The organism is uncultured Porphyromonas sp. (assembly GCF_947254915.1).
GTDB lineage: Bacteria > Bacteroidota > Bacteroidia > Bacteroidales > Porphyromonadaceae > Porphyromonas.
Genome location: NZ_CAMYEZ010000036.1, coordinates 1 through 15,932, shown reverse-complemented (window position 1 = coordinate 15,932; position 15,932 = coordinate 1). Strand labels below are relative to the sequence as shown.

At 52.1% G+C, this 15,932-nt stretch carries 12 protein-coding genes and 1 pseudogene; 10 read left to right on the top strand and 3 right to left on the bottom strand.

What is annotated here, in order from left to right; genetic code table 11:
• From Q0X57_RS03675 to Q0X57_RS03665, 3 genes and pseudogenes are all read right to left on the bottom strand, one after another.
• Nucleotides 1-293, bottom strand: a pseudogene (locus Q0X57_RS03675) (hypothetical protein); the annotation flags it as partial.
• A 36-nt stretch (nucleotides 294-329) separates the two neighbouring features.
• Complete coding sequence (locus Q0X57_RS03670) at nucleotides 330-1,637, bottom strand: hypothetical protein (protein ID WP_297727784.1); 1,308 nt, start codon at nucleotides 1,635-1,637, stop codon at nucleotides 330-332.
• A gap of 58 nt (nucleotides 1,638-1,695) precedes the next feature.
• Nucleotides 1,696-2,478, bottom strand: coding sequence for a type III pantothenate kinase (locus Q0X57_RS03665; RefSeq protein ID WP_297727782.1), 783 nt, complete (start codon nucleotides 2,476-2,478; stop codon nucleotides 1,696-1,698).
• A 465-nt stretch (nucleotides 2,479-2,943) separates the two neighbouring features.
• Here Q0X57_RS03665 and Q0X57_RS03660 point away from each other — a divergent pair, with 465 nt between their 5' ends.
• The 10 genes from Q0X57_RS03660 to Q0X57_RS03615 all read left to right on the top strand — a co-directional run bounded on the left by Q0X57_RS03660 (nucleotide 2,944) and on the right by Q0X57_RS03615 (nucleotide 15,618).
• Nucleotides 2,944-5,751 (top strand): TonB-dependent receptor, encoded by a 2,808-nt coding sequence (locus Q0X57_RS03660; protein ID WP_297727779.1) that lies wholly within the window; start codon nucleotides 2,944-2,946, stop codon nucleotides 5,749-5,751.
• A 21-nt stretch (nucleotides 5,752-5,772) separates the two neighbouring features.
• Nucleotides 5,773-7,083, top strand: coding sequence for a DUF4876 domain-containing protein (locus tag Q0X57_RS03655; protein ID WP_297727776.1), 1,311 nt, complete (start codon nucleotides 5,773-5,775; stop codon nucleotides 7,081-7,083).
• A 17-nt stretch (nucleotides 7,084-7,100) separates the two neighbouring features.
• Nucleotides 7,101-8,693 carry a DUF6850 family outer membrane beta-barrel protein gene (locus tag Q0X57_RS03650; RefSeq protein WP_297727773.1) on the top strand — a complete coding sequence of 531 codons (1,593 nt, stop codon included), beginning with the start codon at nucleotides 7,101-7,103 and terminating at the stop codon, nucleotides 8,691-8,693.
• Between the two features lie 32 nt (nucleotides 8,694-8,725).
• Nucleotides 8,726-9,313, top strand: a complete 588-nt coding sequence (locus Q0X57_RS03645; RefSeq protein WP_297727771.1) for a hypothetical protein — start codon at nucleotides 8,726-8,728, stop codon at nucleotides 9,311-9,313.
• Between the two features lie 26 nt (nucleotides 9,314-9,339).
• Nucleotides 9,340-9,921 carry a PepSY-associated TM helix domain-containing protein gene (locus tag Q0X57_RS03640; protein WP_297727769.1) on the top strand — a complete coding sequence of 194 codons (582 nt, stop codon included), beginning with the start codon at nucleotides 9,340-9,342 and terminating at the stop codon, nucleotides 9,919-9,921.
• Nucleotides 9,922-10,367: 446 nt separating this feature from the next.
• Nucleotides 10,368-11,252 (top strand): ABC transporter ATP-binding protein, encoded by an 885-nt coding sequence (locus tag Q0X57_RS03635; protein WP_297727765.1) that lies wholly within the window; start codon nucleotides 10,368-10,370, stop codon nucleotides 11,250-11,252.
• 12 nt (nucleotides 11,253-11,264) lie between these two features.
• On the top strand, nucleotides 11,265-11,936 hold the full coding sequence (locus Q0X57_RS03630) for a hypothetical protein (RefSeq protein WP_297727763.1): 672 nt from the start codon (nucleotides 11,265-11,267) through the stop codon (nucleotides 11,934-11,936).
• Between the two features lie 9 nt (nucleotides 11,937-11,945).
• Nucleotides 11,946-12,980 (top strand): DUF4857 domain-containing protein, encoded by a 1,035-nt coding sequence (locus Q0X57_RS03625; RefSeq protein WP_297727760.1) that lies wholly within the window; start codon nucleotides 11,946-11,948, stop codon nucleotides 12,978-12,980.
• 263 nt (nucleotides 12,981-13,243) lie between these two features.
• Complete coding sequence (locus tag Q0X57_RS03620) at nucleotides 13,244-14,407, top strand: OmpA family protein (RefSeq protein WP_297727757.1); 1,164 nt, start codon at nucleotides 13,244-13,246, stop codon at nucleotides 14,405-14,407.
• A 50-nt stretch (nucleotides 14,408-14,457) separates the two neighbouring features.
• Nucleotides 14,458-15,618, top strand: a complete 1,161-nt coding sequence (locus tag Q0X57_RS03615; RefSeq protein ID WP_297727754.1) for an OmpA family protein — start codon at nucleotides 14,458-14,460, stop codon at nucleotides 15,616-15,618.
• The last annotated feature ends 314 nt before the right edge of the window (nucleotides 15,619-15,932 follow it).

Here is a 15,932-nt window from a genome sequence, read left to right as displayed (position 1 = left end):
GCATCGTTCTCGGCCTTCTCGATCTTCCAGTTTATGATCTGCACACCATAGAGGTAGATGTTCTTTGTGGAGCCTGGACACTTCTCCAGCGCTTCAAGCCAAAAGGGGTAAGCCTCTTTAAAGTTCTTAGCCTTGACATAAGTGGTGAAAAGGCTAATGTTTTGTCGGCACTGAATGCTATCATCTCCAGAGCCAAAGGGTGTCCCCGTCTCTACGCCCGTCTGAGCTCCCAGCGTCAGTGCCGTCGCAAGCAGGACGAGTATGGAGGTTATCAGTAGATTCTTCAGTTTCATAATTGTCTGTATGGCTTAGTGCTTATATAAAAGGTTTTAATCAAGTTTGATCGGGTTGAACCACGCCTCGTTGAAGCGTAGTGCCACTCCCAGTGTCAAGTAGTGCTCCGCTAGTCCTGTGCGGCTAGAGGGGAGCAGGTAGGAGTATCCGAGAGTTACGTCCACATGTGAGCGTCTATCTACGAGTGGTAGCCCGAGTCCTAGGTTCGCTCCTATCTGATAGTAGGAGTTGTGCCCTCCTAGGTTGTTGGGGATACGTAGGTATGCGTTCTCTCCCTGCAGACCAGCGCGATAAGCTATGCGCTGTCCGTAGCTTGAGGAGCGTTCGTTAGGTATCCACGACATGCCTAGTGCCACTTGCCACTGGTCTACCCCCTGGTAGTCCAGTGATTGGTTAGTGGCAAGAGCCTCGCCCCATCTACTATATTTGACATCAGCCCCAGCGATTAGTTTATTCTTTATTTGATAGGCTAGACCTGTGCTGACAATGTGTGGACGGGCAAAGAGGGACTTGCTAGTAATCGTATCGGTGCGAACGACTTGAGCTCCCTTGCCAGTCTCTGTCTCAGTCTGAAGGGATAGCTGTCGGCTCCACATAGGGAGCTTTGGCTCGTAGGTTAGACCAATGTTGATTTGGTGCCCCTCAGCTGAGAGTGGTATGATCCCTTGAGTACCGATACGTACTCCTACCGAGCGAATGCGTAGGTGATCAAGGAAAGTCGGATTTTGACTATCCTTGAGGTCATATGTAATGCGACGCTCGTGCTGCAGATTACCAAAGAGGTAGGACGCATTGACACCGAGCGACCAGTAGGGTATAGGCTTCCACGCCAATCCCAAATAGACCTCCTGGAGGTTGCCCTGCCCCTTGTAAGCGAGCGTAGCGTAGTGCTTCTCTACTCCAGGTACTGGGGTGCGTGTGCCATAGCGATAGCCGACAGTCGAGTAGGGGAGCAATCCTGCACTAGCTGCGAAGTGCTTGCCGAGCGGTATCAGAGCCGTGGCATAGTCAAAGTTGCCCACCATGCGAGTATCTCGCTTTCCCGCTTCAGTGAGCATATTCATACCCATAGAGACCCCGAAGTCAAAGAGGAATGTCATTGAGTCCACAGCCGTGTAGGAGGCGGGGTTTGCAGGGTTGATAATCATGTTGTCTCGTATAGCGGTAGTCAGTCCGCCCATACCCCTGAGAGCGTGAGGTGTCTGCTTGTCTAGCCGACCTAAGCCGAAGCGACTGTAGGGCGACTCCGTGTTATTGCTCTGTGCGGAGACCGTGATCGGCATTAGGAAGGCAGTCGCCAGGAGCGTTACTATGGTAGTGATGCGTGCTATGTGTCGAGACATATATGCTGTATTATATAATAAGGAGTGGTAGCTGTGACCATCGCAAATCATGGATAGATCAACTGTCGTGCGAACGAGCTACTTGATATTGAAGTATGTCACGTAGCCCTCGTTCGACTAGGTTTGTCTCCACAAAGGTCGTATATTTTAGCCACTTGACAAAATCCACCGCATATCCGCCCGTGATCCAGACCTCTAAGCTAGGGTAGCGCTTGCGTAGCCCCTCTATATAGGAGTCTATCTCGTGGACAATGCTCCGTGCCACACCCAGCCATATCGCTTGATCCGTCTGCTCGCCTAGCTCTTGGTGCCACAAGTCTAGATGTGACTGGATGTCAGCCCACGGTACACGAGGTAGCCGAGCCGTGTAGTCATGTAGTGCTTGAAGTCGTAGCTCAGGACCAGGGGATATGTTGCCCCCCAGGTATCGCCTCTCGGGTAGGAGCAGGTCATAGGTGATGGCGGTGCCAATGTCGATGACCAGCGAGGGCTCAGTCGTAAGCTGTGCTACGCCGACGACACTAGCTATGCGATCTACCCCCAGACTCTGTCTGTCGTACTGTACCTCAGCTAGAGGTAGTGGAGTCTCAGCGTCGAGCGTGACAAAGTGTTGGCAGATACTTTTGATCGGCTCTAGCCAAGGTGCCTCCCGCTCTCCCACGGAGCTGTAGATAGCGTAGAGGGGCAGCTCTGGTAGCTGGTACGTGCGCAGTAGCTCCAGTAGTTGATCGCTGGAGGGAGGCTCGGGATAGAGTCTCGTTGGGTAGAGCTGAGTGTCCGTCGCTAGAGCGACTTTCAGACGGCTATTACCTTGATCTATGAGGAGGTACGTAGGAGACATATGGGTCGTACTACAGCTTCGTGGCACAAAGGTACGGCTTTTTAGAATGGAGTAGTATGAGCTCCAGTTTTAAGTCTGACGCATTATGCTGAACGTGGTTATTATATCTGCTTCGGCCTCCACGCTGATACCAATTCCTCCCGAGGAAATCGGAAACCGCCAGGGAGTAAATGAAAATTCTCCACCGAGGGGTGAAATAAAAGTTCGGAAGAATGAAATGAAACTTCGGAAGAATGAAATGAAAGTTCGGAAGAAATTGTTGATTCTTCACTGGATAATCAAAAAACTCCACGGAGGAATCGTCCGATTTTCTTGATGGTGACGTAGATGAACTCATCACGCACGAAGCGTCAGCCCTACTAGACCCTATTATGGACTAGTCTACGATACGAGAAATACCTACTATTGGGTATTTGAGGGGACGAGCAGTGCTGTACCTTTGCAGAACCGCTTTACAGAGACACTATGAAGAAGTCTATCGTTCGCCTACTCTTGCTCTGCCTGCTGCTCCCCTTACTGTCGCAGATGCTCTATAGTCAGGGCGCCCGTCATGCCCTCACGGGTGTGGTGTGCGATGCGACTTCGGGTGAGCCGATAGCCTACGCTCTGGTGGCTCTCTCGGCTGAGGGACACAAAGATGTCGTGACTTACACGGACGATGATGGGCGCTTTGCCTTTCAGTCGGTACTAGCAGGGCGATACCGTCTGCAAGTACGCTACGCAGGACTGAGCAAGAAGCAAATGGTCACGCTACAGCGAGACCAATACTTGCGTATCCCCTTTACGATGGAGCAGATACTAGGCGAGGTGGTTGTGACGGCGCAGGAGGGTCGGCAGTTGACTAGCTCCTCGACGATTGAGCGGGCAGCCATCGATCACCTGCAGCCTAGTAGCTTCTCCGACCTGACGGCACTACTGCCTGGAGGTAAGAGTAGTATCCCTAATATGGGCGGGGTCAACAACCTCTTGCTCCGTGAGACGGGCACGATCAATATGCAGGGTAATAAGACGAACAACCAAAACTACGCCATCAGTTCGCTGGGTACCCTCTTTATGGTAGATGGAGCTCCGCTCAGTACGGATGCGGATATGCAGTACACGACTTCCTCCTCGGGCTCGCTCCTCGGTGCTGGCAAGGTCAATGTGAATCGTGGCGTGGATATGCGTACGCTACAGACGGACAATATAGAGCGGGTTGAGTTCATCCGCGGTGTCCCCTCTGTCGAGTATGGCAATATAACCTCGGGGGTGGTGCTGGTGCATCGTAAGCGACAAGCTTCGCCAGTGCAGAGTCGCTTTAAGGTAGATGGTTACAGTAAGTTGGTCTCAGTGGAGAAAGGCTTTGCCCTCACTCCCTCCCAGCATCATATCCTCAACGGAGACTTGAGCTATCTAGATGCCAAGCCTGACCCGCGTGTCCCCTTTGAGACTTATCGGCGCTTGACTGGTTCGCTACGCTACCACGGTACGAGTAGTGACCAAGCGCATAGATGGGAGGTGAGTGGAGACTATACGGGGACCTTTGACAAGAATAAGGTAGACCCCGACCTCTCCTACGGACGCACTGACGAGTATCGCACAGACTACAACCGCATAGCACTCACTTCGCGCTATACATACGCTCCGTCAGGTCGCAAGGCTGGCTTGCAGCGGGTAGAGCTAACACTCTCGGCAACACAGCAGTTTGACTACCTACATCAGCGTCGGCTGGTGGCTCCAGACCGTATGTCTATAACTCCAACCAGCGACCAAGCTGGCGAGCACGAGGCCAGACTGATCGGTGGCGAGTATATAGCGGACTATGTGAGTGATGGTAAGCCATTGACGCTTTTTGCCAAGGGGCAGACACTATATAACATAGAGTGGGGGAGAGCTTCGCATAGGTTAAAGGGGGGCTTTAACTATGAACTGTCCAAAAACTTCGGTCGCGGGCAGGTCTACGATCTCTCTCGCCCACTCTTTCCCAAGGCGTGGGATACCCGTCCACGTCCCTACTACCAGATACCCGCTTTGCAACAGCTATCGCTCTATGCGGAGGATCTATACAAGCAGCCTCTCGGAGCGCATACACTCCAGCTAGAGGCGGGCGTGCGTCTCTCTATGCTCCTAGGTCTAGCTCCGCAGTACACGCTGAGCTATAAGCCTTACCTAGATCCTCGTGTCAACCTGCGCTGGAGCTTGCCCGCCTGGGAGTTGTGGTCTCGAGACCTCAAGCTATCGCTTGATGCGGGCTGGGGGTTGACAACGCGTATGCCTACACTCAACTACCTATATCCTGACCTGCGCTACATAGATATGACGCAGCTGTCTTACTACGACATCAATGCACCCTATGAGCGCAGTCTATACTACGTCCGCACGTACATAGAGGATCCGACAAACTACAAGCTACGTGCCACACGCAACCAAAAGCTGGACCTACGCCTCTCTGCCGAGTGGGGACGCAACAAAGTCTCCGTGAGTTACTTCCGCGAGTTAATGACTACAGGCTTTAGATACCGCTCCACGGCTCAGGTATATGCCTATAACAAGTATGATGCTTCGGCGATTGACTATAGCCAGTTGACGGGACAGCCCGACATCAACACCATCCCCTACAAGCCTGCATCACGTATTGAGTCAACGAGTCGCCCTGAGAATGGTAGCATGATCCGCAAGGAGGGCGTGGAGCTACAGATTATGACGGAGCGCATCCCAGTGATCAATACCAGTCTAATAGTTGGGGGAGCATGGTTTCGCTCTACCTACTCGAATAGCGTACCGCTCTACTACGCTGTCCCTGGAGTCTATGGCAATGTAATCCTCTCAGATCAATACTTAGGTCTCTACAACTGGCAGGATGGCTCGGAGAATCAGTCGCTCTCGACCAACCTACTCTTTGACACGCAGATCCCGCAGTGGGGACTTATCCTAACGACCGCCGTAGAGAGTACCTGGCTGGTCTCTCGTCGTCGCCTTCCTCAGGATGGTCGGCCGATAGCATACCTAGATGTACACGATGGTAAGCTACACCCCTACACGGCCGAGTCGGAGCAAGACACCTATCTGCAGCATCTCTTCATACGCTACAGTGATACGCTCTTTAAGCCGAGTCGCATACCTCTAGCTCTTGGGGTCAATCTGAAGATTTCTAAGCAGCTGGGTAAGCTCTTTACGCTATCGCTCTTTGCTAACAACGTCATAGACTACCTACCCGACTACAAGGTGGGTACCGCTACACTCAGACGTACTGCCACACCATACTTTGGTATGGAGCTTCGCATTAAGATATAATCAACTCAATAATATATAACTATGAAACGATTACTTTACATACTGCTTTTACCAGCGCTCCTAGTCGCTGTGGCATCTTGTCGCCCAGACCCTGCCACGCCAGACAACCCCAAGGAGCAAAAGTCCATCACTTGTCTCTTCGAGCGCATACTGCCCGAGGATGTCACTGACTTGACTATACAAGAGGAGCAACTTACGGTGCACAATAGAACCACAGGTCAAGACGTGGAGTATAAGACGCTAGAGGGTGTCAAGCTCGCTCCTGGTCTGTACAACCTAAACTACACAGCCAACGGTCGCTATAAGCTCAAAGGGGTCTCAATGGAGGGACGACTGGTCGCACAGATTGAGAATCTGGAGGTGACTGACCAAACGACCGATCCACTCAAGCTACGCCTAGAGCTACGTATCGTGCCTACGGTTCAGGACTTCGTCATCCAGGAGATCTTCTTTACGGGTACACAGACTACGGCAGGTAGGCCTTACGTTGGGACTTCGTATGTCATCCTATACAACGGAACAGACAAGGTCCTTTATGCTGATGGGATCGCCTTTTGCGAGTCAGAGTTTAACCCCGCTATCAAGCAGGATTATAAGCCAGACCTGAGACAGACGGACTTTGTGCCACACGCCATCTATGTAGTCCCAGGCAGTGGTAAGGAACATCCCGTGAAGCCTGGCGAGCGACTGATCCTTTGCGATATAGGTATTGATCATAAGGCAAACAATCCAAACGCTTTTGACCTCTCTAAGGCTAACTTCGAGTGGTATGACGAGTCTAGTGTACCCTCACAGCAAGACTTTGATAATCCCACGGTGCCGAATCTAGACAAGTGGTTCTGCTACACGAGATCCATCTTTATGCTCCATAACCGAGGGATGGCTTCTTATGTGATCGCTCGTATGCCTGTCACTAAGGATGCATGGCTCAAAGACTATGTCTACGACTATTCATACGTCTTCGCTAGTACGGGTAAAGAGGTCAAGAGGTCTTCCTATCGCATCCCTCTAGACTGGGTTGTCGATGGTGTGAACTGTAGCGTCGAGGCTATGCACAAGTGGACAATCCTGCCCGAGCGGATAGATGCGGGCTATACTCACTGTGGTAAGGTGAATAGCGATCCAAATCGCTTCTTCCACAGCGTACGCCGTAAGTACCTAGGCAAGGATGCCGAGGGGCGGATGATTCTGCAGGACACCAATAACTCGTCCGAGGACTTCAATCCGATGGTCACTCCCTCGCTCATTGAGGAGCAAGGCACCGCTATCAATGCTAAGGGTACGCCCTGCACGACTAAGACCTATGACGGTGTCGTGCCTATTGACAAGTAAAGTCTCTTCGATAGATTATGGTGCATCATCCTTCTGTTTGTCTTAGTAGATCTCTTGCGCTCTTACTCTGTCTCATAGGTGGGCTCACCAGTTCGCTCTATGGACAGCAGCAAGAGCCTGCGAGGTCCTCACTACTTGCAGACACCATCACGGTGGCTGGGTCGCTCCTAGAGCAGGGGCGACCTGGCTACGACCTGTCGGTGTCGCCCGTAGTGTCGCCACTCTACTTCTTCTCAGAGCGTGGCTCTCGTACAGACATCTCGCTGGGCGGAGCTATGCGTCGAGATGGAGGCGAGGCGATGATCCCGCAGCTGGGCAAGCAAGACATAGACGGATCGGTGCATATCGAGAGCGCTTTGCGTCAGCGCAACAACTTCGCTTGGGGGGCTGCCTCCTACACTTATCGTGCTACGGAGGGGATACGCTTCAACGAGACGACCGACTACCAGCTCCTCGCACCTTACGTTATGGGAGACACGGCATACACGGCTCGTCTGCATCAAGACCTTTACACCTTTGGAGCAGGTACGGCGCATCGCCTCGGTAGCTGGCTCCTCTCTTTGAAGGCGGACTATCGTGCCACCTTTGCCTATCGCACACAAGACCCTCGTCCTCGCAATCTGGCGACACACCTAGAGGGGCAACTAGGCGTCGGCTATCAGTTTGCCAACTATGCGCTCGCCCTAGCAGGTACGCTAGGACGCTACAAGCAAAACAATCAAGTAGACTTCCTGAGTGAGGTCGGGGTGGCTAATGAATATCACTTTACTGGGGTCGGGGGAGACTACTACCGCTTTAGAGGCAATAACACATCGCTCTTCTATCAGGGGCTATCGTATGGTCTCTCACTCGGCGTAACTCCGACTAGTCAAGCACGTCAAGGCTTCTACGCTCTGGCTACGTGGCATCTGCTGACGACCGACCGAATCATACGTGAGCTCAACAATCTGCCCCTCTCGACACTTCATCGTCACACGCTAGATCTGCAGGCGGGGTACACCGCTCGCTCGGCACGACTGGGACGTTGGGGCGTAGCGCTTTACACCCAAGGCGACATACGTCGAGGGGCTGTCCATCTCTTCGGAGATCCTAAGGGAAATATCTACCCACGCATAGCTACCGAGCGGTCATACTATGGTCAGACCTTAGAGTTTGGCGCTAAAGGCTTTTGGTCTAAACGAGGCAGTTCCTGCACCCCTTGGTCGTGGGGTACAACCCTCTCCATAGGCTACCGACTACATGAGGAGGATTTACTCCCTAACGCTATGCGTACGCTCTACCACGTGGTGGGGCAGATAGCGCCTCAGCTGGACTATGCTAGAGGACGCTACATAGCTTCTCTTAGACCTACGCTCGGCATAGGGCTTCCCGTGGGGCACGCCTCTCAGCAGTTGGCACCACAGCATCAGCCGATACCGACGTATAGAGAGACGCTAGAGCAAGCCTATCAGATAGCTCGCTCCACACGAGTGAACTACGGTGTGGAGATGACGCACGGCTTCCAGATCAGCCGTCGCTACGTATTATGGCTCACGCTCGACTACCTACACACGCAGACTGCTCTGGCTAGTCAAAACTACGGATCTCTCCGTTGTGGCGTGTCGTTTTAAGAATACTCAATGACAACAAACCAACTAAGCATATGAACAACAAACTATCTCTCGTGCTCCTCGCAGCACTACTCTCCCTCGCCCTCATCGGGTGCAATAAGCAAAAGCAAGATCAGACCGCAGCCGCAGAGACGGAGGCTCCGACCTATATGGATGTGGACGCACTCCTCGCCTCTGCCGATAGTCTCGTCGGTCAGACCGTTACCGTGCAGGGCATCTGCACCCACCTCTGCAAGCATGGTGCTAAGAAAGCCTTCCTCATGGGTAGCGACGACACCAAGGTGATCCGCGCTGAGGCTAGTGAGGAGATGGGCGCCTTTGCCCAGGAGTGTATCAACAGTATAGTCACCGTCACAGGACAGCTTGTCGAGGATCGTATCGATGAGGCTTATCTGCAAAACTGGGAGGAGCAACTCAAAGCTCAAGCCGCCAAAGAGCATGGCGAGGGCAAGGCTGGCTGCGCCAATGAGAAGAAGGCTCGTGGCGAAATGGCTGACACACCGGAGGCGCGTATCGCAGACTTTCGTAAGCAGATCGCTGAGCGCGAAGCTCAGGAAGGCAAGGCATACCTTTCCTTCTACCATATTGATGCTACAAGCTATCAGATAGAGCAGCAGTAACCAATCTGGAACTGACACAAGACTCTATGAGAGTAAACTTCAAGAGAGTAGGTAGGAGTGTGCGTCGCTGGAGTAGATTACTACACCGTGACCTCTCCTACCTACTTGCTACACTTATATTCATCTATGCCCTATCGGGTCTCTATATGAACCACCGAGACTCGATCAATCCACACTACATCATCACCCAGCGAGAGTATCAGATCCCACTAGAAGAGCTACAAGCTGCTGGACGCCTTGACGCACCAGCCGTCCGTAAGCTCCTAGACGATATAGATCTGTCGGGAAGCTATACCAAGCACTATTACCCTGACGACCATACGCTCAAAGTATTCCTCAAGGGACGTGCCACCCTACTCATCGACACCTCAACGGGGGTAGCCGTCTACGAGTCGATTGAGCGACGCCCGCTCATCAGCTCTATGACACGCCTACACTACAATCCAGGGCGCTGGTGGACGATCGTCGCCGATGTGCTAGCCATCGGGCTCATACTCATCACACTCACGGGACTACTCATCGTGCCTGGGCGCCGTGGGCTCATAGGTCGTGGTGGCATCCTCCTACTGATCGGGCTGGCGGTACCACTGCTCTTCCTTTTCCTATAAGGACAAGCGACATTCACTACTGCCGAAAGAGTAGCCCAGGGTCGACGTATTGTATCTCGGTACTCCACTAACTTAACTACGCTTGACGACAACTCTGGGATATGTGGATTGAGCCTGGCTTCATAGCGCTATCAATACTCATACATCTTCGCTAAGTCCGATATCTCCCGAGAAATGTCCCCTATAGCTTATGAGAAAATGAAAATTCTCCACGGAGCCGAGAAATGAAACTTCGGAAGAATGAAATGAAACTTCGGAAGAAAGAAATCAAAGTTCGGAAGAATTTTTCGTCTCCTCGCTGGATAATTCAGAATATCTACAGATGAATTTCCCGATTCCCTCCACCTTCAGATTTCTGTCATAGAGACGTAGATGCACTCGTCCGCTATAATGCGTCAGCCCTGAAGAGCGTAGATCACATCATCCCCTTATATCACTTAACTAACATGGACAATTTAATCGAGTGTCACAACCTGACCCACTACTACGGCAAGCGACTGATCTACCGTGATCTATCCTTTGCCGTGCCTCGTGGTCGCATCCTCGGTCTGCTTGGTAAGAACGGTACTGGCAAGACCACCACAATCAATATCCTCAGTGGCTTCCTCCGCCCTAAGTCGGGCGTCTGTCGTATCCTAGGCGAAGATATCACCCGCATGCCTGACCGACTAAGACAAGACATCGGGCTGCTCATCGAGGGGCACGTCCAGTATAGCTTTATGACTATACGGCAGATAGAGCGCTTCTACGCACCTTTCTATCCGAAGTGGCGTAGGGAGGCTTACTACGAGTTGATGGAGCTACTCAAGGTCACCGAGAGGCAGCACCTCAGTCGTATGTCTTGTGGTCAGCGCTCGCAGGTCGCTCTCGGACTGCTCCTAGCGCAAAACCCCAAGCTACTCATCCTCGATGACTTCTCAATGGGACTAGACCCTGGCTATAGAAGGCTTTTTGTAGACTACCTGCATCACTATGCCAAGGAGCAGGGCACCACGATCTTCCTCACCTCCCACATTATCCAGGATATGGAGCGCCTGATCGATGACTGCATCATCATGGACTATGGCTCTATACTCCTGCAGCGCCCAGTCGCTGAGATCCTAAACGAGGGGCGACTCTACAGATGCTCCCTCACGGACGATCGTCCTCTCCCTGAGATCGACGGGCTGTACCACTTTGAGGCGCACCACAGACGTGGGGAGTGCTACTCATTTCTCCCCATGCCAGAGGTCGCCGAGCGACTCTCTCAGGCAGGGGTATCCTACCAAGATCTCACGGCACACGAGACAACGCTTGAAGATGCCTTCATAGGACTCACTGGTAAGTATTAATGCTATCTATATATGTTTACCTCTATAATATATAAGGAGTGGCTCAAGCTCCGACTATACGCACTGCTATCAACACTCGTCGCACTAGCCGTAACGCTCTACGGCATAATACGCATACACCGAGCCATCGCCCTACAAGGCGCTGACCATATCTGGCTCGTGATGATACAGAAGGGAGTAGTCTTCGTAGAGAGTATGCGCTACGTACCTCTCATCCTAGGCTTGCTCTGCGCCATCGCTCAGTTTGCACCAGAGCTCTCTCGTCGTAGCCTCAAGCTCACCCTGCACCTACCCCAGTCACCGCTCCGCTCGACCTACCAGATGCTCGCCTGCGGGGTGACGCTACTGCTGTGGCACACCTTATTGTATATAGGTGTCCTCTTCATCGGACTGCAAGGAGTCTTAGCTTACGAACTCCTCGCCTATGTCCTCTCCGCCACATTGCCCTGGATCTTGGCAGGCTTCCTCGGCTACCTCCTGATGAGTTGGATACTCCTAGAGCCCACTTGGCGTAGACGCATCCTCTACACCCTAGTCTCTGTACTCTTGATACGCATCTGCTTCATCACCCCCACAGCAGGAGCTTATGCCCCCTTCCTGCCTACGCTACTTATCTACACCATCCTCTCCTCGACACTGGTATGGCTCTCTGTGAGCCGCTTCAAAGAGGGGAGACAAGACTAAACAACTATTATGAAGCACATAGCCACAATACTCCTATACGTCTCCGTAGCACTACTCATCATCTGGCAGATCCCCTGGTGGTACAACTACCTCCGAGCCGATGCGAGCCGTGAGCCATTCACCATCTACAGTCAGCTCCTAGGCGACTTCATCATCACAGATCACGACGAGGGTGCAATGACCTACCGTAGTGGTCAGGGTGTGCAGTATAGTCGTGAGGAGGTTGACAGTCTGCTCCCCACCTTCTACTACCGTCAGCTCCTGACTGATGGTCGCCTACCTGACACACTCTACGGAGAGGCGGTGACCCCACAGCTTATACAGCGGGGTGCTGTCACCTTCCGCTGCTCACCGCGCACCCTCTCCGCACCAGCCGTGGCGCTCTACCCACTCCTAGAGAGTGCCTCACAGAGGGTCAATCTGGAGATGCCCACAGATCTCTTTCGCATCACCGAGCAAGCGATCGAGTTCGTTGATATGAAGAGCAATCAGACCGACAAGGCGAAAAGTGCGCTCTATACGAAGCTCTTTCAGGAGAAAGGCTTCGCCTTCCCCGCCCAGTGCGTAGCAGGCAATGCCACTGCGCAAAAGGAATATGACAACGGCTACCTCCTCATTGACCAGCGTGGTAAACTCTTTCACCTCAAACAGATGGCTAGCAAGCCCTACCTGCGGGCTATTGACCTGCCCGAGGGCGTGGAGGCTGCCGAGGCCTTCGTCTGGGAGCTACCGAGTCGCCGACACATCGGTCTCATCTCTACTCGAGATCATCAGCTCTATCTGATCGAGCGTGAGGGCTATCGTTCCTGTCGCCTAGGGATCCCCTCATGGGATCCGCTCCGTGAGGATCTCACCTTCATCGGCAACGACCTAGACAGCTACACCCTCAAGGTCTCCACCGCCGATGCTACAAGCTACTATGCGCTAGATGCGACGAACTACACGCTACTGAGCACACTACAAGTAGATCATCCCGAGCGGACTATACCAGGCCTGCACTTTACCTCGCGCCTAGACAGCTGGGTGAAGCCTCGACTAGACTAAGATAGATAGTAGAGACTCAAGGAAAGCCGTTGCTAGCAACGGCTTTTTTTGTATTCTACTCGTGTGACCTCACGAGAGTCTCTATGCAAGACAACCTGTGAACTGATGCGCAGTGTTGCGGTGCTATTTGGCTAAGTCAATAAATAATACTACTTTTGCAATGTATTGCGTGCCTTAGCATACCGATCTTCGGGTGCGAAGCGTTCCTAAGACACACTAAACTAACTAATCAGAAACAAACCAGTAACAAGACAAAGTATATTATGAAAGTAAAGTTCTTTCTGACCTCCCTCTTGTTGGGAGTTACTACTCTAACGCTGAGTGCTCAGGAGACTGCAGCACCTCAAGCTGGCACAAAGCCTGTCTACAAGACAACCTTTGAGCGTGGCACAGCAGCAGACCATTGGTTCCTCACGCTACAGGGTGGTGTAGGAACGCAATTCCTATGTTGCAACGATGCGAAGCCCTTTATGGATCGCCTCCAGATGTCTTACTCTCTCTCTCTAGGCAAGTACCACACTCCTTCTTTTGCTACGCGCCTTAACCTAGTTGGCGCTCAGGCTCACACTTATTATAAGGTGGGTGACGAGCTCAAGAACTACGAGACGAGCTTCGTAGGCGCTCACTACGACTTTATGTTTGACATCGTCAATCACTTCAGCCGCTACAATGCTAAGCGTGTCTTCCACATCATCCCATTTGCAGGTGTGGGCTACAACATGAAGTTCAACAAGGCTTTTGAGGATCTACATCACACAGCAGCTATTGACGCTGGTCTACAGCTCCAGTTCCGTCTAGGTCGTCGCGCTGATCTCGTTATCGAGGGTAAGGCTATCTACAACAACTTCAACTTTGACTACAGTCGCTGTCCTAAGGCTAAGGCCTGGAATCCTTATGCCTACAACGGTCTCTACGGAGCCCTCACGGCTGGTCTTAACTTCCGCATGGGTGGTGTCGAGTGGACAGAGGTTGTTCCTATGGACTACAACCTGATCAACGACCTCAACAGCCAGATCAGCTCACTCCGCGCAGAGAATGCTGAGCTCAGCAAACGTCCAGTTTCTTGCCCTGAGTGCCCCGAGGTGAAAGCACAGACTACTACGACAGAGGTTATGTCTGACAAGACGATCCTCTTCAAGTTTGACAGCTCACGCATTGACAAGAACCAGATGATCACGCTCTACAACGTTAGCGAGTATGTCAAGGCTCACAACACGCCTATCCTAGTCATCGGTTACACCGATACAACGGGTAATGCTCAGTACAACCTAGGTCTATCTGAGCGTCGTGCTAAGGCTGTGACGAAAGCGCTTATCAACGACTTCGGTGTATCTGCTGATATGATCACGACTCAGTGGGAGGGCGCTACAGACAAGCTGTTTGATACGAAGGCTTGGAACCGTGTCGTCATCATCCGCTCTAAGTAAGTTGTGTAGCTCACTAAATCATCAATCTACGAATTAAACACACTAGAAATATGAAAGCAAAAGTATTTATGCTATCACTCGTTGTTGCCCTAACAGCTTTCGTAGCTCAGGCTCAGGAGGCTTCACAGGTTGACAACCGCCCCGCATACAAGACGGAGTTTGAGCAAGATCCAGCTGCTCACTGGTTCATCGAGCTACACGGAGGTGCTGCTATGCTACCTTTTGGTAATAAGGCTAATGGTGAGGCTGAGTTTGTAAACCGTATATCTCCCATCGCCAGCCTTTCGTTCGGACGTTGGCACTCTCCTTACTTTGCTACTCGTCTACGTGGCTACGCTTGGAATGTGTATAGCTTTGAGAAGCCAGCTAACGATCTCGTTCGCTATCAGAACGTCTTCGGTGCTGCTTCACTAGAGTTTATGTTTGACCTAGTCAACTACTTCGCTCCATACAGAGAGAACCGCATCTTCCACCTCGTTCCCTTCGTTGGTCTAGGTGGTCATATGAAGTTCTACTCTGCTGACGACAAGAGTGGTGACAAGCTTGGTACGAAGAATGACATCAGCGGTCTCCTCAACGGTGGTCTCGCTCTCAAGTTCCGTCTAGGCAAGCGTGTCGATCTCAACCTCGAGGGTCAGATGATGGTCTCTAAGAACAACTTCCAGGGCACCTATACCGTTCATCAGCCAGCTGATGTCACAGCTCTTGCATCTGCAGGTTTGACCTTCAAGCTTGGCAAGGTAGAGTTCCAGCCAGTTACTCCTATGGACTACGACCTCGTCAACGACCTCAATGGTCAGATCAGCTCACTGCGTGCTCAGAATGCTGAGCTCAGCAAGCGTCCTGTATCTTGCCCTGAGTGCCCAGAGGCTGCTCCTGCTAAGGCTTCAGCTGTCATTGAGAATGTCGTAGCCTTCCGTATTGGTAGCGCTAAGATCGACAAGAACCAGATGATCAACGTCTACAACTCTGCTGAGGCTGCCAAGGCAAACGGTGGCAAGATCTACATCGTAGGCTATGCAGACGAGCAGACTGGTAATGCTAAGATCAATATGTCTCTCTCTCAGCGTCGTGCCGAGGCTGTCAAGAAGGCTCTCATAGACAACTATGGTGTCAGCGCAGACAACATCGTCATCGACTACAAGGGTGATACCGTACAGCCATTCGCTACAAACGAGTGGAACCGCGTCGCTATCATCGATATCAAGTAATCGACTGCAACGACAACTATATCTTGCCGTCATAAGGCTAGGCTAGGAGACTCCTAGATAAGTGCTAGCCAGACGAGCAAGCAACAAATAAGGGAGGTGGTGACCGATAGGTCGCCACCTCTCTTCCGTTATAGGTCGCTCAGACTCACTGCACCACCCGATTTAGAGACGATTTCGTTGGTTAGGCATCTGGGCCAATTGATGTACACCGTATGATCCCCACGGAGCTCTCCCCAAAAAGCTCACGAGGAAACGAAAATTCCCCACGGAGGGCCGAAATAAAACTTCGGAAGAATGAAATGAAACTTCGGAAG